The sequence below is a fragment of the Stenotrophomonas sp. Sm10 genome (genome assembly GCF_030985515.1).
Classification (GTDB): Bacteria; Pseudomonadota; Gammaproteobacteria; order Xanthomonadales; family Xanthomonadaceae; genus Stenotrophomonas; species Stenotrophomonas hibiscicola.
The window spans coordinates 18,144-34,252 of the sequence record NZ_JAPTFO010000024.1 but is presented as its reverse complement, the minus strand read 5'-3'; the positions used below and the strand labels follow the sequence as shown (position 1 = coordinate 34,252).

The 16,109-nt window shown below is 67.3% G+C and carries 14 protein-coding genes and 1 pseudogene; 6 read left to right on the top strand and 9 right to left on the bottom strand.

What is annotated here, in order from left to right; all coding sequences use genetic code 11:
* Positions 1-77: 77 nt before the first annotated feature.
* From O0J15_RS09125 to O0J15_RS09115, 3 genes are all read right to left on the bottom strand, one after another.
* Complete coding sequence (locus O0J15_RS09125) at positions 78-1,061, bottom strand: aldo/keto reductase (RefSeq protein ID WP_134734732.1); 984 nt, start codon at positions 1,059-1,061, stop codon at positions 78-80.
* Between the two features lie 149 nt (positions 1,062-1,210).
* Positions 1,211-2,353, bottom strand: a complete 1,143-nt coding sequence (locus tag O0J15_RS09120; RefSeq protein WP_006422552.1) for a PilT/PilU family type 4a pilus ATPase — start codon at positions 2,351-2,353, stop codon at positions 1,211-1,213.
* A gap of 99 nt (positions 2,354-2,452) precedes the next feature.
* Positions 2,453-3,490 carry a type IV pilus twitching motility protein PilT gene (locus O0J15_RS09115; protein ID WP_006422551.1) on the bottom strand — a complete coding sequence of 346 codons (1,038 nt, stop codon included), beginning with the start codon at positions 3,488-3,490 and terminating at the stop codon, positions 2,453-2,455.
* An 87-nt stretch (positions 3,491-3,577) separates the two neighbouring features.
* On the opposite strand from O0J15_RS09115, the gene O0J15_RS09110 reads away from it, so the two are divergent.
* Together O0J15_RS09110 and proC are read left to right on the top strand one after the other, a co-directional pair.
* Complete coding sequence (locus tag O0J15_RS09110) at positions 3,578-4,255, top strand: YggS family pyridoxal phosphate-dependent enzyme (protein WP_308305518.1); 678 nt, start codon at positions 3,578-3,580, stop codon at positions 4,253-4,255.
* 18 nt (positions 4,256-4,273) lie between these two features.
* Positions 4,274-5,095, top strand: coding sequence for a pyrroline-5-carboxylate reductase (proC, locus tag O0J15_RS09105; RefSeq protein ID WP_308305517.1), 822 nt, complete (start codon positions 4,274-4,276; stop codon positions 5,093-5,095).
* A 59-nt stretch (positions 5,096-5,154) separates the two neighbouring features.
* Here proC and O0J15_RS09100 read toward each other — a convergent pair whose 3' ends face one another.
* Positions 5,155-6,030, bottom strand: a complete 876-nt coding sequence (locus tag O0J15_RS09100) for a LysR family transcriptional regulator (RefSeq protein WP_019659471.1) — start codon at positions 6,028-6,030, stop codon at positions 5,155-5,157.
* Positions 6,031-6,101: 71 nt separating this feature from the next.
* Between O0J15_RS09100 and O0J15_RS09095 the strand changes: the two are divergent.
* Positions 6,102-6,731: pseudogene (locus tag O0J15_RS09095) on the top strand (short chain dehydrogenase); the annotation flags it as partial.
* Positions 6,732-6,815: 84 nt separating this feature from the next.
* On the opposite strand, the gene soxR reads toward O0J15_RS09095, so the two are convergent.
* Complete coding sequence (gene soxR / locus O0J15_RS09090; RefSeq protein ID WP_111175615.1) at positions 6,816-7,250, bottom strand: redox-sensitive transcriptional activator SoxR; 435 nt, start codon at positions 7,248-7,250, stop codon at positions 6,816-6,818.
* Between the two features lie 29 nt (positions 7,251-7,279).
* Between soxR and O0J15_RS09085 the strand changes: the two genes are divergently transcribed.
* Entirely contained in the window at positions 7,280-8,701 is a 1,422-nt protein-coding gene (locus O0J15_RS09085) for an MFS transporter (RefSeq protein ID WP_308305516.1), read from the top strand.
* An 87-nt stretch (positions 8,702-8,788) separates the two neighbouring features.
* On the opposite strand, the gene O0J15_RS09080 is transcribed toward O0J15_RS09085, so the two are convergent.
* Both O0J15_RS09080 and O0J15_RS09075 read right to left on the bottom strand, forming a co-directional pair.
* A complete protein-coding gene (locus O0J15_RS09080) occupies positions 8,789-10,810 on the bottom strand; it encodes an alpha/beta hydrolase (RefSeq protein WP_308305515.1) in 2,022 nt (673 codons plus the stop codon).
* Positions 10,810-11,784: a DUF4105 domain-containing protein gene (locus tag O0J15_RS09075; RefSeq protein ID WP_308305528.1), complete on the bottom strand. Its 975-nt coding sequence runs from the start codon at positions 11,782-11,784 to the stop codon at positions 10,810-10,812. Before O0J15_RS09075 ends, O0J15_RS09080 begins: the two co-directional genes overlap by 1 nt.
* Before the next feature lie 170 nt (positions 11,785-11,954).
* On the opposite strand from O0J15_RS09075, the gene O0J15_RS09070 reads away from it, so the two are divergent.
* Entirely contained in the window at positions 11,955-12,359 is a 405-nt protein-coding gene (locus O0J15_RS09070) for a GFA family protein (protein WP_005415530.1), read from the top strand.
* Positions 12,360-12,637: 278 nt separating this feature from the next.
* On the opposite strand, the gene O0J15_RS09065 is transcribed toward O0J15_RS09070, so the two are convergent.
* Positions 12,638-14,155 (bottom strand): MFS transporter, encoded by a 1,518-nt coding sequence (locus O0J15_RS09065; protein WP_134734723.1) that lies wholly within the window; start codon positions 14,153-14,155, stop codon positions 12,638-12,640.
* A 106-nt stretch (positions 14,156-14,261) separates the two neighbouring features.
* Here O0J15_RS09065 and O0J15_RS09060 point away from each other — a divergent pair, with 106 nt between their 5' ends.
* On the top strand, positions 14,262-15,173 hold the full coding sequence (locus O0J15_RS09060) for a LysR substrate-binding domain-containing protein (RefSeq protein WP_308305514.1): 912 nt from the start codon (positions 14,262-14,264) through the stop codon (positions 15,171-15,173).
* Between the two features lie 62 nt (positions 15,174-15,235).
* Here the strand turns inward: O0J15_RS09060 and O0J15_RS09055 are convergent, their stop codons facing one another.
* Entirely contained in the window at positions 15,236-16,099 is an 864-nt protein-coding gene (locus O0J15_RS09055) for a DMT family transporter (RefSeq protein WP_308305513.1), read from the bottom strand.
* Positions 16,100-16,109 lie beyond the last annotated feature (10 nt).

Genomic DNA, 16,109 nt, shown 5'->3' with positions numbered 1-16,109 from the left:
AAGGAGTGCGGACCAACGGTCCGCACCCACCACCAACGTTCCGCACCCACCACCAACGGTCCGCACCCAGCTGTTGATCAGCCCTTGGCCTGGGCGGCGCGCTGCGCGTTGTAGCGCTCGCCGACGATCGACACTTCGTCCAGCGCCTGTGCGATGCGTTGCAGCTCCTCCGGTGCCAGCTGCAGGTCGGCCGCGCCCAGGTTTTCCTCCAGACGATGGACCTTGGTGGTGCCTGGGATCGGCACGATCCACGGCGCCTGTGCCAGCAGCCAGGCCAGCGCCACCTGCGCCGGGGTCGCACCCCGCGCTGCCGCGATCGTGCTGATGCGATCCACCAGCGCCTGGTTGGCGCGACGCGCTTCCACTTCGAAACGCGGCACGCTGTTGCGGAAATCGTTGGCGTCGAAGGTGGTGTCGGCGTTGATCGCACCGGTCAGGAAGCCGCGGCCCAGCGGGCTGAACGGCACGAAGCCGATGCCCAGCTCCTGCAGCGTCGGCAGCAGTTCACGCTCCGGTTCGCGCCACCACAGCGAGTACTCGCTCTGCACGGCGGTGACCGGCTGTACCGCATGCGCGCGACGCACGGTGGCAGCACTGGCCTCGGACAGGCCGAAGTGGCCGACCTTGCCCTCGGCGATCAGGTCGCGCACGGTGCCGGCCACATCCTCGATCGGCACGTTCGGGTCGACGCGGTGCTGGTAGAACAGATCGATATGGTCGGTACGCAGTCGCTTGAGGCTGGCTTCGGCCACGGCGCGGATGTTCTCCGGGCGGCTGTCCAGGCCGGCATCGGTGCGCGCGTCCCTGAAACCAAACTTCGTGGCGATCACCAGCCTGTCGCGGTAGGGCGCCAAGGCCTGGCCGAGCAGGTCTTCGTTGGTGTACGGGCCGTACACTTCGGCGGTATCGAAGAAGGTCACGCCGCGCTCGACGGCAGCGTGCAGCAGGGCGATGCCCTGGCTCGGTTCAACCGGCTGGCCGTAGGCATGGGTCAGGCCCATGCAACCCAGGCCCAGGGCGGAAACCTTCAGGCCGCTGCGGCCGAGTTCACGTGTCTGCATCGTCGTGCTCCAGAGAGGGGAGCGCTGACGATACGCCTGCATTGGCGATGGATTGAACCGGCTGGACGGCAGTCGGTCATGACCGGAATTCATCAATCGCCCGCGCGCCCGGTAGAGTCGACTGTCAGTCGACTCTACACATCGCCAGGTCACCGGATCTCGGAGATCTCCACGCCATCCAGCCCCTGCGACAGGGTGCGCGCGTCGCCGCCCTGGCTGAGCTTGATGCGCAGGCGTACCTCGTTCTGCGAATCGGCGTAGCGCAGTGCGTCCTCGTAGCTGATCTCGCCGGCCTGGTACAGCTCGAACAGGCTCTGGTCGAAGGTCTTCATGCCCAGCTGGACCGAGTCCTTCATCACTTCCTTCAGCTTGTGGATCTCGCCATCGCGGATGTAGTCCTGCACCAGCGGCGTGCCCAGCAGGATCTCCATCGCCACCTTGCGCGAGCGGCCATCGGGCGAAGGAATCAGCTGCTGCGCAACCACGCCCTTCAGATTCAGCGACAAGTCCATCAGCAGCTGGTTGCGGCGGTCTTCCGGGAAGAAGTTGACGATGCGGTCCATCGCCTGGTTGGCGTTGTTGGCATGCAGGGTGCACAGCACCAGGTGGCCGGTTTCGGCGAACGCGATGGCGTGATCCATGCCTTCGCGGGTACGCACCTCGCCGATCATGATCACGTCCGGCGCCTGGCGCAGGGTGTTCTTCAGGGCCGCTTCCCAGCTGTCGGTATCGATGCCGACCTCGCGCTGGGTGATGATGCAGCCCTCGTGCTTGTGCACGAACTCGATCGGATCTTCGATGGTGATGATGTGGCCGGTCGAGTTCTGGTTGCGGTAGCCGATCATCGCCGCCAGCGACGTCGATTTGCCGGTACCGGTGGCACCAACGAACAGGATGATGCCGCGCTTGGTCATCGCCAGCGTCTTGATGATCGGCGGCAGGCTCAGCTCTTCCACGGTCGGAATGCGCGTCTCGATGCGACGCAGCACCATGCCGACCTGGTTGCGCTGGTAGAAGCAGCTGACGCGGAAGCGGCCGACACCGGACAGGCCGATGGCGAAGTTGCATTCATGCGTCTTCTCGAACTCCTCGCGCTGCGCAGGGGTCATCACGTTGAGCACCAGGTCGCGGCTCTGCTGCGGCGTGAGCGGAGTCTGCGTGATCGGCGAGATCTTGCCGTTGACCTTCATCGCCGGCGGCATGCCCGCAGTGATGAACAGGTCCGAGGCGCGCTGGTGCGCCATCAGCTTGAGGAACGAAGTGAAATCGATGGTGGTCGCGGTGGTGTTCACGGCAGGCTCCCGGAAAAGCGGTTTACCAGGTAACGGTCGGTGGAGGAAACAACACGGAGCGGCCGCGCCATTGCACGCGCCGCCCGTGGCTGCCCTGCCTTACTCGAACAGGCGCTTGTCCTTGGCGTAGTCGCGGGCCTGGTTGCGGGTGATCAGGCTGCGCTTGACCAGGTCCTGCAGGTGCTGGTCCAGGGTCATCATGCCGTACTGCTGGCCGGTCTGGATGGCCGAGTACATCTGCGCCACCTTGTCCTCGCGGATCAGGTTGCGGATGGCCGGCGTGCCGACCATGATTTCCCACGCTGCGGTGCGGCCACCGCCGACCTTCTTCAGCAGCGCCTGCGAGATCACCGCACGCAGCGACTCGGACAGCATCGAGCGCACCATCGGCTTTTCGCCGGCCGGGAACACGTCGATGATGCGGTCGATGGTCTTGGCCGCCGAGCTGGTGTGCAGGGTGCCGAACACCAGGTGGCCGGTCTCCGCAGCGGTCAGTGCCAGGCGGATGGTTTCCAGGTCGCGGAGTTCGCCGACCAGGATGATGTCCGGGTCCTCGCGCAGTGCCGAGCGCAACGCTTCGTTGAAGCCATGCGTGTCGCGGTGCACTTCGCGCTGGTTGATCAGGCACTTCTGCGAGGTGTGCACGAATTCGATCGGATCCTCGACGGTGAGGATGTGGCCGTATTCGTTCTTGTTGATGTAGTCGATCATCGCCGCCAGCGTGGTCGACTTGCCCGAGCCGGTCGGGCCGGTTACCAGGATCAGGCCCTGCGGCTGCTGGATCACTTCACGGAACAGCGGCGGGCAGGCCAGGTCCTCGAGGGTGAGCACCTCGGACGGAATGGTACGGAACACCGCACCGGCGCCGCGGTTCTGGTTGAACGCGTTCACACGGAAGCGCGCCAGCGACGGGATCTCGAAGGAGAAGTCCACTTCGAGGAATTCCTCATAATCGCGGCGCTGCTTGTCGGACATGATGTCGTACACCAGCGCGTGGACCTGCTTGTGGTCCAGGGCCGGGATGTTGATCCGGCGAACATCGCCGTCCACGCGGATCATCGGCGGCAGGCCTGCAGACAGGTGCAGGTCGGACGCTTTGTTCTTTACGGAAAACGCCAGCAGTTCGGCGATATCCATGAGCGGCTACTCCCCAATAACGGCTTCGACTGGAAGGATCTTTCCCCGGGCGGCAGTATAGCCTCCTGATTCAATGGAACGCGTTACGTGGCCACTCCCCTGCCCCAGATCCTGAGCAACCTGCATGCCGCCGCCGAGGCGGCCGGCCGGCCCGATCCGCGCCTGCTGGCCGTGTCCAAGACCCAACCGGCCGAGGCCGTGGCTGCGCTGGCCGCACAGGGCCAGCAGGCCTTCGGCGAAAACTATGTGCAGGAAGCGCTGGCCAAGATGCAGGCGCTGCAGCACCTGGCGCTGGAGTGGCACCTGATCGGCCACCTGCAGTCGAACAAGGCCGATGCCGTGGCCACCCACTTCGACTGGGTGCAGAGCGTGGACCGGCCCAAGCTGGTAACGGCGCTGGCGCGCCATCGCCCGGCCGCACGCGGCCCGCTGAATGTGCTGATCCAGGTCAACATCGACGACGAATCCAGCAAGCATGGCTGTGCACCGGAGGAAGTGGACGCACTCGCCGCCGCAATTGCCGCCAAACCCACCCTGCGCCTGCGCGGACTGATGGCGATTCCGGCGCCGTGGCCCGAGGCCGAGCGCCGTCGGGGTGCATTCGTGCGCATGCGCACGCTTTTCCAGTCGCTGGCCGCCCAGCACGCGCAGGTCGACACGCTGTCGATGGGCATGAGCAGCGACTACGCCGAAGCCATCGCCGAGGGCGCCACCCTGGTGCGCATCGGTACCGCCCTGTTCGGCGCGCGCCCGCGCCCGGCCTGATTTTCAAAGGAGACGTCCATGGCAACTGATTCCATCACCTTCATCGGCGGCGGTAACATGGCGCGCAGCCTGATCGCCGGCCTGATCCGCCAGGGCACACCCGCCGCGCACATCCACGTCGCCGAACCGGTGGCCGCACTGCGCCAGGCGCTGGCCGCCGACTTCGGTGTGCAGGTGCATGACAACGCGATTGATGCCGCTGCGCAGGGCAGCACCTGGCTGCTGGCGGTGAAGCCGCAGGTGCTGCGTGAGGTCTGCCAGTCGCTGCAGGCGCTGGCCCAGGCAAACCAGCCGTTGGTGGTGTCGATTGCCGCCGGCATCACCAGTGCGCAGCTGCAGCGTTGGCTGGGAGGCGACCAGGCAGTGGTGCGCGCGATGCCGAACACCCCTGCCCTGCTCGGCGCTGGCGTGACCGGCCTGTTCGCCACACCGTCGGTGGACACGCAGCAGCACGCGCAGGCCGAACAGGTGCTGGCCAGCGCCGGGCGCACGGTGTGGATCGAGAGCGAGGTACTGATGGATTCGGTGACTGCGGTCTCCGGCAGTGGACCGGCCTATGTCTTCCTGCTGGCCGAAGCGATGGAAGCGGCGGGTATTGCCCAGGGCCTGCCGGCCGACGCCGCGCGCACGCTGGTGGTGCAGACCCTGCTGGGTGCTTCGCGGATGCTGGCTGAAGCCGGCGAAAGCCCGGCCGAGCTTCGCCGCCGCGTGACCTCGCCGAACGGAACCACCCAGGCCGCGATCGAGAGCTTCCAGGCCGGTGGCTTCGAGGCGCTGGTGGACACCGCACTGCGCGCCGCGCAGGTGCGTGGGCAGGAACTGTCTGCGGCGAATGATTGATCCCGATGTGTGCCGACCAACGGTCGGCACCTACCATCATCCACGCATGGCGTGGATGCTCATTGCCCCAACGTGGTCATGACGAAATCCACGAAGCACTGCAACCGCGGGCGTGGCCTGCGGTCGGGCAGGTAGATCAGGTGCATCGGCCGCGCCTCGGGCAGGTAGTCGCGCAGCAGCGGCTTCAGGCGCCCGGCAGCAATTTCGCCAGCCAGCAGCGCCGTCGGTTGCAGCACCAGACCCGCTCCTGCAACGGCAGCTTCGCGCAACGCGAAACCATCGTTGCAGGTCAGGCGCGCTTCCCAGTCCACCTGTTCACCGTTGGCCAGCTGCCAGCCGTGGCCACCGCGCCAGGCCAGATGGCTCAGGCAGTCATGCCCTGCCAGATCGGCGGGCGTACGCGGCGTGCCGCGCCGGCGCAGGTACGACGGTGACGCACACAGGCTCATCGCATACGGCGGCAGCGGCCGCGCCACCAGTTCCTGCGATGGCAGCGGCCCGACCCGGATCGCCACATCGAAACCATCCTCGATCAGATCCACGCGGCGGTTGCTCAGGTCCAGCTCGATATTCAACTGCGGCTGTGCGCGCAGCAGGCCGGCCAGCTGCGGCGCCAGCACGCAGCTGCCCCAGGTGGTCGGCGCACTGACCCGCAGCAGGCCACGTGGCTGTACCTGCAGACCGGCCACATCGGCCTCGGCCTGCTGCACCTGCTCCAGCACCTGCCGGCATCCGGCCAGATAGGCGCTGCCGGCTTCGGTCAGGCGCTGGCGGCGGGTGTTCCGTTGCAGCAGCGCGGTGCCCAGATGCGCCTCCAGCTGCTGGATGTACTTGCCCACCATCACCGCCGACACCTGCAGCTGTTCGGCGGCGCCGGCGAAGCTGCCGCGCTCGGCCACTGCCACGAAGGCCTGCATGCAGCGAAGGGTATCCATTGCTAATCCAGAGTTAGGAATCTGCGAATCATACGCCGCTTACCTAACCCCACTGTGACGGCGCAGACTGCGCTCACTCCCTCACGCAAGGAACGGCCATGAAGATTCTCCTCGTCGGTGCCAGCGGCACCCTCGGCCAGGCAGTCGCCCGCCAGCTGGGCCAGCAGCACCAGATCCTCGCCGCCGGTCGCCACAGTGGCGAACTGCGCGTGGACCTGACCGATGACGCCAGCGTTGCCGAACTGTTTGCGCGTACAGGCCCGGTAGATGCGGTGATCTCGACCGCAGGCAAACTGCATTTCGGTCCGCTGCAGGACATGACGCCCGAGCAGTTCAACATCGGCCTGCAGGACAAACTGCTTGGCCAGGTGCGCTTGGCCTTGGCCGCGCAGCACCACCTCAGTGCGGGCGGCTCGATCACCCTGACCAGCGGCATCGTCAGCGCGCAACCGATCCGCGACGGCGTCAACGCCACCGCAGTGAATGCCGCACTGGAAGGCTTCGTGCGCGCCGCCGCACTGGAGCTGCTGCCGCGCGGCCTGCGCATCAACGTGGTCAGCCCGAACGTACTGATCGAATCAATGGCGGCCTACGGCCCCTACTTCCCGGGATTCGAAGCGGTAAGCGCACAACGCGCCGCACTGGCCTTCCAGCGTGCAGTGGAAGGCATCCAGAGCGGCGAGACGATCACGGTCTGGTAAGAAAAAGGGGACGGAGGGGATTAAGTCGTTTTCGTCCGCCGGGCATGGCCCGGCGCTACCGGGAGCGCGTCCCCTTTTTCTCGCTCACTCCCAGCGCATCGGGCCGTCGCCGCGTTCGCCGAGAACGTCGCCAGGGTTGGCCAGGCGGCAATGCTGCAGTGACAGGCAGCCACAGCCGATGCAGCCGGTCAGTTCATCGCGCAGCAGCTGCAGCATGTGGATGCGTTGTTCCAGCTCGGTGCGCCAGCGCGCGGACAGCTTGGCCCAGTCAGCCTTGGTCGGTGCACGGCCTTCAGGCAGGCTCTCGAAGGCGCGGCCGACCGCTTCCAATGGCATGCCCACCCGCTGCGCAACGCGGATCACCGCCAGCCGGCGCAGCACGTCGCGGCTGTAACGGCGTTGGTTGCCCGAGGTGCGCAGGCTGCTGATCAGCCCCTTGCGCTCGTAGAAATGCAGTGCGGAAACGGCCACGCCACTGCGCTGGGAGACCTCGCCAACGCTGAGTTCCTGGGATGCCATTGCTTTACCTCAACTATAGTTGAGGTGGCATGCTGCTATCTTCGCCGCCCGTTGACAAGCGCGGCCCGCTCCTGACCGGTATGACCCCGACCCTCTCTCCCGCCGATACCCGCCTGCCGGCTGACACATCGATCCTGTCCGCGCGCTACCGCGCCACCACCCTCGGCATGGTCGCGCTGGTCGCGCTGCACGCCTTCGAAGCATTGGCCGTCGCGGCAGCGATGCCCACGGTGGCCGAAGCACTCAGCGGCCTGCGCCTGTATGCGCTGGCCTTCGGTGGCACACTGGCCACCAGCGTGATCGGCATGACCCTGGCCGGACGCTGGGCCGACCGCCAGGGCCCGGCACGGCCGCTGTGGTACGGCCTGGCCTGCTTCGTGCTGGGCCTGCTGCTGGCCGGCTTCGCTGTGCGCATGGGCATGCTGGTGGCCGGGCGCCTGCTGCAGGGCCTGGGTGCGGGCGCGATTTCGGTCTCGCTGTACGTGATGGTCGGCCGCAGCTACCCCGAGCACCTGCGGCCGAAGGTGTTCGCGGCATTCTCGGCGGGCTGGGTGGTGCCCTCGATGGTCGGCCCGGCTCTGAGCGGCCTGATCGTCCAGCATCTCGGCTGGCGCTGGGTGTTCCTGGCGGTGCCGCTGCTGGCAGTCCCTGCTGCCCTGTTGCTGCGGCCTGCGCTGGCGCGCATGCAGCCCTCCGCCGACAGCAACAACGACGAGGGGCGCGGCAACCTCGTGCGTTGGGCCAGTGGTGCATCGCTGGCGGCGCTGCTGCTGTACTTCGGCGGCCAGCAGCACGGTCCGACCGCCCTGCTCTGCATCGGCGTGGCGATGCTGGCGCTGCTGCTATGCGTGCATCGCCTGCTGCCGGCCGGAACGCTGATCCTGCGCAGGGGCCTGCCCAGCGTGATCGCACTGCGCGGCATCGCCGCTGCCGCATTCTTCGCCTGCGAAGCCTACCTGCCGCTGCTGCTGCAGCGCGAACGCGGGCTCCCGCCCAGCTGGGCCGGCGCGGTGCTCAGCCTCGGCGCACTCGGTTGGTTCGCCGGCTCCTGGCTGCAGGGTCACCAGCAGCGCGGCTGGTCACGCCAGCAGCTGCTGCGCGTCGGCACGGCGATGATGACGCTCGGTATCGCCGCAACGCTTGCGGTGTTGTTCAATGCAGTGCCATTGCCGGTGGCCCTGGTGGGCTGGACGGTCACCGGTTTCGGCATGGGCATGATCTACGCCAGCCTCTCGGTGCTGACGCTGTCACTGTCAGCAGCGCATGAGCAGGGTGCCAACACCTCTGCCCTTCAGCTGAGCGAGGCCCTGTCGGTTGCCACCGCGCTGGCGGTCTCCGGTGCGTTGTTCGCGCTGTTCGTGGAAAGCGCGCCGCACACCGGCTACCTGCTGTGCCTGGCGATCACCTTCGGCCTGGCGGTGCTGGCTGCGGTGATCGCGCGGCGGGTGTAGCGCCGCCGGGTTTCGGTAGTGCCGTCCGCTGGCCGGCAACCTCCGCGCACGCGGGAATCCCGTGATGGTGCCGGCCAGCGGCCGGCACTACCGGGTCCCCGTCCCCACGTCGTCGATATCCCGGTGCAGGATGCGCCGCACTTCCAGCACCGCTTGCGGGGTCTCCTGCACGCTGTGGCCGGAAATGATGACCTTCTCCGACTGTGCACCCGGCAGGTGCGCACTCCAGTACGGCACCAGTCCGTCATCGGACTTGTCCACCGGCAGCTCCGGCTTGCGCTGGGCGATGATCGAGTGGTACTTCAGTTCCGCTTCGATCGGCAGCTGCGCTGCGGCCTTCACGAATGGATCGCTGGCCTTGAGGTTGTCGATGCTGTTGGGGATCTTCGGCTTGGCGGTGCCGTCGACCTGCTGCTCGGCCTGTGCCAGCGCCATGAACACGTCCTCGAATTTGCCGAGAATGGTCAGCGGCAGGCGTACCAGGCGACCGATCAGCCGCCCGACCCTGTTGCCGGCGATATCCGTGCCCTGGTGCGGCGCGGCGATGAAGATCGCGCGTTCCACGTTCGGCTGCGCCTTGAAATGCAGCAGTGGCCCCAGCTTGGCCTGCACCCGCTTCAGCCGCTCGCCCTTCAGGTCATAGTTGGCCAGCAGGTCATCCCACAGCACATCACCCGAGTCGCTCACCAGCAGCCGCGCCAGCACGCCGCCCATGCTGTGGCCGATATAGACCATGTCCTTCGATGCGCGCGTGCTGCCGTTGGGGTCGAAGTGCTTGAGGGTGTCATTGAACGCGTTGGCGATCTCGTAGCGGTTCAGCGCGATCGGCGCGTTGGTCGGGTAGTAGACCTGCCACACCTGGAACTGCTGGCGCAGCTCGGGGTCGCCCATGATCTCGTTGGCCAGGTTCACCCAGGCTTCCGGGCTGCTGGCCAGGCCGTGCAGCATGAAGATGATGCGGCGGTTCGGGTCCCACGGCTGCATCAGGTAGATGTGCGGTTCGCCGATGCCCTCGCTCATGCCGAACAGGGTGCGCAGTGATTGCCGGGCGAAACCGCTCTGCGCCAACCACAGGCCATAGGCGGCGGTGAAGTTGCCGGCCAGCGGCACCTGCTCGCCATGCAGGGTGATGCGCTCGGTCGCTTCAGGCGAATAAGCGTCCAGCTCGACCCGGCGCGTGCGCATCACATCGTCCAGGTTACTGCCTTCGAAGCGCAGCAGTGCTGTGACGTTGATCGAGGACATCTCACTGAACTCGGGCACCGAATCGTCGTGGCGATGACGGCGGCCACGGCGTGCGTCGTCCTCATCCTCCTGCGGCGCCTCAGCCTTGGCGCCCTCGGGTGCGATCACCGGTGCGACCAGCTTCGGCGGGTCCATCACCATCACCAGTTCGGCACCGAAGCCATCACGGCGATAAGTACTGCGCAGCCCGACGAAGCTGACCGTGCCGGCTGGCACCAGCTGCGCGGGAATGCTCTTCAGGTTCAGCTGCTGGTAGTTGGAAGCCAGCGACCAGCTGCCGACCGAGATCGGCTTCGTGTAGTCCTCGCCCGCCAACGCAGCGGCGCGCGCGCGGACGAACAGCACCACCGCCGCCTTCTCGGCCGCGTAGTTGTAGTAGTCACGCACCTGTGTCTGCCGGTCTTCGAAGGCGCGATCCGATGGTGAGCGGCCGCTGTAGAACAGGTAGGCATAGGCGTAGCGCGCGGCTTCCAGCCAGGCGTCCAGCGCTGCGTCGCTCATCGGCGGATCAGCGGCTGCGGTCTTCTTCGGCGTCAGCGCCAGCGCGGCCTTCACCCACAGTTCGGACAGCGCCGACAGCCGCTGCTCGACATTGAGATCGTCGGTCATCAGCAGCGTGCTGCGGCAGACCAGGAAGTCCTTCTCGCACTGCGATTCGTCCAGGCCTGCCGCGCTTAGCGTCTCGCGCGCAGCGGGGCTGAGCTTGCCGGTATTGAGCACGTCGGCACGCTTGTTGACCAGCGAATCGCTGGACTTGACCTGCTTGACGGTGACCATCGCGCAGCCACTGCTGCCCAGCAGCAGGAAGGCGGCGAACAACACCGGCAGCGCACGCTGCCAGCGGATCAGGAGGAGTCGAGTCATTACTGCGGGTCCTGCTCGGTGCCAGGTACGCCCTGGCGGATCACGGTGGAGAAGTGTTCGCCGCTGCCCAGGTCCAGCGCACGCTGGGTGATGCGGCCCTTGTCGTGCAGCTCGGCGTACGGCACACCCGGGGTCAGTGCACCGACCTCCTGTGCGTACTCGGCCAGGTAGCCGGACAGCAGCAGGCGGTAGTCCAGCGGCAGGCGCGGCGCGATATGGCGGGCCAGGTCGAAGACGATGGTGGTGCAGTTGCTGGTGAGTGTGTTGTAGAAGCCCGGCTCCGCATCCAGTTCGCGCGCCTGCGCGATGTACGCGGCGAACAGCTCCTTCAGCTGCGCACGGTCCATGCCGTGCAGGCGGTACAGGTAGACATCCTCGCCACGCGCATTGGTGCGGGTGCGGATGATGTCGGTCTCTTCCGAGGCCACCAGGGTCATCTCGAACTTGCGGAAGAACCCGCCCAGTGCCGAAAACGATTCGCCGCGCTCCTTGCGGATCTCCAGCGAGAACACCACGTGGCGACCGTCCTCGAAACCGAACGAGATGAGGGTGTGGGCGATCGCCGGGCCCATCCAGTACGACAGCACCAGATCGGCCGAGCGCAACTGGTCCAGGTCGTATTCGCGGCGCACCCAGCGCGCGTCGTAGTCGGTTTCGCTGCGCCAGGTGAAATCGCGCACGTTGTCGAACACCACGTGGCGCCCGTCGAAGGACACCACATGCAGGCGCTGGGCCACGTCATCGGCCCACACGCGGTCCTGGCGTGGGGTCAGCAGCAGCCACCACAGGCCGGCCAGCGCCAGCGACGCGCCGAACGCCATGCCCAGGCGACGATGGCCAAGGCCACGCGCGACCTGCCACGACGCCCACAGCGCAACCAGCAGCCACAGCGCCGCAACGCCATTGGCCAGCCAGCCCGGCCCCGGCACCTGATAGGCCAGCAGCCCGGTCACCCACAACGCCGCCAGCGCCATGGCACTTCCTGTCATCCAACGTCCTGCGGCTCTCACTGGCATCCTGTCGCGGTCCCGAAGCCGCATAGTTAGCCACAAGCGGGTTCACCGTGGCATCTACGGCCCGTTCAGGCACGCCGGCGCACCGTCTCCGGCGGCCGCACGGCCAGATGGATCACACAGGAGCAATGATGGGCATCACTTCCGTGGCCGGCGTTCCGGTCCAACCCCGGCACCGCGCAACCTGTCACTGCGGCACGGTCGAGCTGCTGCTGGACCTGCCGGACGGCATCGTCGATCCCCGCCGCTGCGACTGCTCGATGTGCCGGCGCCGGGGTGCCATCGCCGCCAGCGTCCCCCGCCAGGGCCTGCAGGTGGTGCGCGGGCAGCATCACCTGCAGAAGTACCAGTTCAACACCCATGTGGCCGAGCACTACTTCTGCGGGGTGTGCGGCATCTACACCCATCACCGGCGCCGCTCCAACCCCGACCAGTACGGCTACAACGTGGCCTGCCTGGAGGGCATTGATCCGTTCGCGCTGGGGGTTATTCCGGTCAGCGACGGGGTCAACCACCCGTCAGACCGCACCGGCTAGTGGCGCGTGCGCCGCGGCGGCGTGGCGATCTTCTGCCAGGGCGCCATGCCGCTGCGCCCCGCCCGCGCCGGGCGTTTCAGCCAAGGCCGGCGCGGCGGTGCCTGCGGCGCATCCGCGACCGGGGGAGGAAGCGGTCGACGGCTGGGCCAGAGATGGTCGAGCAGCCACATGGCGGGTCTCCGTGGGGGACGGGGACGATCAACACTAGGCCCGGGTGGGCATAGGCGACGTGAGCGGAAGACGACAACGGGATGACGGCGGAGGCGGCGATGAGCCTGCTACACCATGTTCCCGACCAAGGCACCTGTCCTTTTCCGCAACAACAGGCGCAACACGGCGGCACAGGCGGCGGTCAGCAGCGCCAGTACACGCAGCAGTGTCGCCAGCGCCTCACTACTGGCGTGCTGCAGCTGCATGCCGCTTATCGTCGGTAGCAGTGCCTGCGCCTGTTCCCGCGCCCCCGTGGCCAGATAGGCACCGGCACGCACCAGCGATGCCGGCGACGCGCCCTGCAGCTGATGGCCGATCAGCAGCGCAAGCAAGGCAGTGACTGTGGCCAACGCGATGCCTTCACCGGCCACCCGCACGGTTCCGAAGATGCCAGCGGCCATGCCCGCACGCTGTACCGGCACCACGCTGACCGACAGCCCATCCATCAAGCCCCACGGCAAGGCCGTTCCTGCGCCGATCAGCATCAGCAACGGCACCCACTGCGACGGCGACGGATGCGATGCGTGGCGCGACAGCAGGTACAGACCAGAGGCACAGACCAGCAGGCCCAGCGTGCACAGCCGCGCACTTCCCACGCGCTCCGCCCAGCGCGCGGCCAGCATCGGCAGCACCAGCATCGGCGCGGACAGGGCCAGCATCTGCAGTCCCACCAGCGTCGCGCTCTGGCCATGCACGCCCAGCAGTTGCAGAGGTAACACGACCAGCAGCACCACGTAGCCGAAGCAGGTCGCCACCGGCAGCAACTGGACACCAAGGAACGCCGGTTGCGAGAACAGTGAGAGGTCCAGCAACGGTGAGGGGTGCCGCCGTTCGATGAAGACGAACACCCCGCCCAGCAGCAGCGTCGCCAGCAGCGCCAGCTGCACGCGCGCGGCATGCAGGCCGAACTCGCCCGACCACAGCAGCGCCAGGGTCAACGCCGCCAGCGTCAGGCTGAAACTCAGCATGCCGCCGATATCCAGTGGTCGGCGCTCGCCATGACTTTCAGGCAACGCGCGTGCCCCCAGGCCGAAGGCCACCAACGTGAGCACACCGCCCGCGGCGAACACGCTGCGCCATCCCAATGTCTGCAGCAGCAGGCCCGCGAGCAGGGGCCCCAACGCCAGCCCCATGCCGAACGTGGTGCCCAGCAGGGCGAAGACACGGGCACGCGCCGGCCCCTGCCAGGCCTGTGCCAGCAGCGCCGTGCCGGATGCCAGCGCCGCCGCCGCGGCAACGCCCTGCAACCCGCGCGCCAGATCCAGCCATAGCAGCGTGCGAGCAAGGCAGACGGCGGCGGTGGCGGTGGTGAAGCCCGCCGTGCCCAGCAGGAACAGCCGCCGACGGCCATATCGATCGGCCAAGCCGCCCGCAGCGAGCAACAGACTGCCGAAGGTGAGCATGAAGGCGTTGGTCACCCAGGCCAGCGCGGTGGGCGATGCCGCCGCGGAACGGGCCAGCGCCGGCACCGCGACTGCACCGGCAGAGAAGGACAACGGCAACGCCAGCGCGGCCAGGCAGACCGCAAGCAGCGCCCAGCGCTGCTGCGCGCGGACAGGTACAGGGAGCATCGAATCCGGGGCCATGCGGGCCTCCATCCATCAGGGGCATTGATGATGGACAGGCCGCTATTCCAGAAAAACAGGCTCGGTGGACGTTGATTGCGGCGAGATGTTCCGCAATCATCCAAGCATGGACTCCATCTCCGCCCTGCTCGCCTTCGTCCGCACCGCGGAGGCAGGCAGCATTGTCGGTGCCGCCCGCGTACTCGGCCTGTCAGCCTCGGCCGTCGGCAAGCGCATCGCCCGGCTTGAACAGGAGCTCGGCACGCGCCTGTTCCAGCGCACCACCCGCCGCGTGCATCTCACCGACGAAGGCGAACTGCTGCTGCAACGCTGCCGGCGTGCGCTGGATGAGCTTTCCGAAGCGCAGGCGGACCTGGCGCAGCGACAGCACGCCCCCAGCGGACTGCTGCGCATCGGCCTGCCGACCATCGGCTACCGCTTCCTGCTGCCGGTGCTGCCCGGCTTCCAGCAACGCTATCCGCAGGTGCAGCTGGAACTGGACTTCAACGACCGCATCGTCGATGTGGTCAGCGAAGGCCTGGATGCAGTGATACGCAGTGGCGAACTGGCCGATTCCAGCCTGACCGCACGGCGGCTGGGTGGTTTTCGTTTCATCCTCTGTGCGGCGCCGGGCTATCTGCAGATGCATGGAACGCCCGGCGATGTGGGCGACCTGCGCATGCATAGCGCGCTGCGCTTCCGTTACCCCACCACCGGAAAGCTGCATCCGTGGCAGCTGCCGGGCATCGAAGGCGACGCCGGGGCGCGCCTTCCCACGGCGATGACCTGCAACAACATGGAGGCCGTGCTGGCCGCTGCGATCGGTTGCATGGGCCTGGCCTGGATGCCTGACTTCCTCGCAGCCGACGCGCTGGCCGATGGCCGCCTGCAACGGGTGCTGCCCGCGCTGCCGACGCACCAGGGGCAGTTCTCGCTGCTATGGCCCGGTAGGCGCCATCCGAGTGCACGCCTGCGGGCGTTCATCGACTATGCCGTTGCGCATCTTTTCCGCGGCTCCCCGGAGGGGATTAAGTCGTAATCGGGTCTGCCATGCCTGAAACGACTTAATCCCCTCCGTCCCCTTTTTCCGTCCCCTTTTTCCTAGCGGCTGAAGCGGCGCGCGCCGGCGACGCAGATCACCGCGACCAGAGTCACCAGCACCATGCTGAGGCTGACCGATTCGTGCAGCAGCAGCGCGGCCAGGGCCAGGCCGAAGAAGGGCTGCAGCAGCTGCAGCTGGCCGACGGCAGCGATGCCGCCCTGGGCCAGCCCGCGGTACCAGAACAGGAAGCCGATCAGCATGCTGAACACCGCCACGTAGCCCAGCGCCCACCACGCCGAGGCACCGACCGCGGTGAACGAGGCCGGGCGCATCAGCACCGTCAGTGGCAGCATCACCGGCAACGCCAGCAGCAGTGCCCAGCTGATCACCTGCCAGCCGCCCAGATGACGGGCGAGCCGGCCGCCTTCGGCATAGCCCAGCCCACACACCACGATGGCCGCCAGCATCAGCAGGTCGGCCTGCAAGGACGCCTCGATGCCGTTGCGCACTGCATAGCCGACCACGCAGGCGCTGCCCAGCAACGAAAACAGCCAGAACGCCGGGCGCGGCCGATCGCCACCGCGCAGCACGCCGAACACCGCTGTACTCAACGGCAGCAGGCCGAGGAACACGATGGTGTGTGCCGACGAAGCATGGCGCAGCGCGAGCGCGGTCAGCAGCGGGAAGCCGACCACAACGCCGAGGCTGACCACCACCAGCCCCGGCAGGTCGCCGCGCCGCGGCCACGGTTGGCGCAGCATCAACAACAGGCCCAGGCCGAGCACCGCGGCGATGGTGGCGCGTGCGGCGGTGACGAACCCGGCATCCAGCTGCAGCACCGCCAGGCGGGTGGCCGGTAATGAGCCGGCGAAGATCACCACACCGATGAAGCCATTGATCCAACCACTCGCCGACCGTTCCACGCCTGTACTC

Excerpts from the sequence above, each read along its gene's own strand:
- O0J15_RS09125 (WP_134734732.1), bottom strand. The coding sequence starts at position 1,061 with ATGCAGACACGTGAACTCGGCCGCAGCGGCCTGAAGGTTTCCGCCCTG.
- O0J15_RS09115 (WP_006422551.1), bottom strand. The coding sequence starts at position 3,490 with ATGGATATCGCCGAACTGCTGGCGTTTTCCGTAAAGAACAAAGCGTCC.
- proC (WP_308305517.1), top strand. The coding sequence starts at position 4,274 with ATGGCAACTGATTCCATCACCTTCATCGGCGGCGGTAACATGGCGCGC.
- O0J15_RS09100 (WP_019659471.1), bottom strand. The coding sequence starts at position 6,030 with ATGGATACCCTTCGCTGCATGCAGGCCTTCGTGGCAGTGGCCGAGCGC.
- soxR (WP_111175615.1), bottom strand. The coding sequence starts at position 7,250 with ATGGCATCCCAGGAACTCAGCGTTGGCGAGGTCTCCCAGCGCAGTGGC.
- O0J15_RS09085 (WP_308305516.1), top strand. The coding sequence starts at position 7,280 with ATGCTGCTATCTTCGCCGCCCGTTGACAAGCGCGGCCCGCTCCTGACC.
- O0J15_RS09080 (WP_308305515.1), bottom strand. The coding sequence starts at position 10,810 with ATGACTCGACTCCTCCTGATCCGCTGGCAGCGTGCGCTGCCGGTGTTG.
- O0J15_RS09075 (WP_308305528.1), bottom strand. The coding sequence starts at position 11,784 with ATGGCGCTGGCGGCGTTGTGGGTGACCGGGCTGCTGGCCTATCAGGTG.
- O0J15_RS09070 (WP_005415530.1), top strand. The coding sequence starts at position 11,955 with ATGGGCATCACTTCCGTGGCCGGCGTTCCGGTCCAACCCCGGCACCGC.
- O0J15_RS09065 (WP_134734723.1), bottom strand. The coding sequence starts at position 14,155 with ATGGCCCCGGATTCGATGCTCCCTGTACCTGTCCGCGCGCAGCAGCGC.
- O0J15_RS09060 (WP_308305514.1), top strand. The coding sequence starts at position 14,262 with ATGGACTCCATCTCCGCCCTGCTCGCCTTCGTCCGCACCGCGGAGGCA.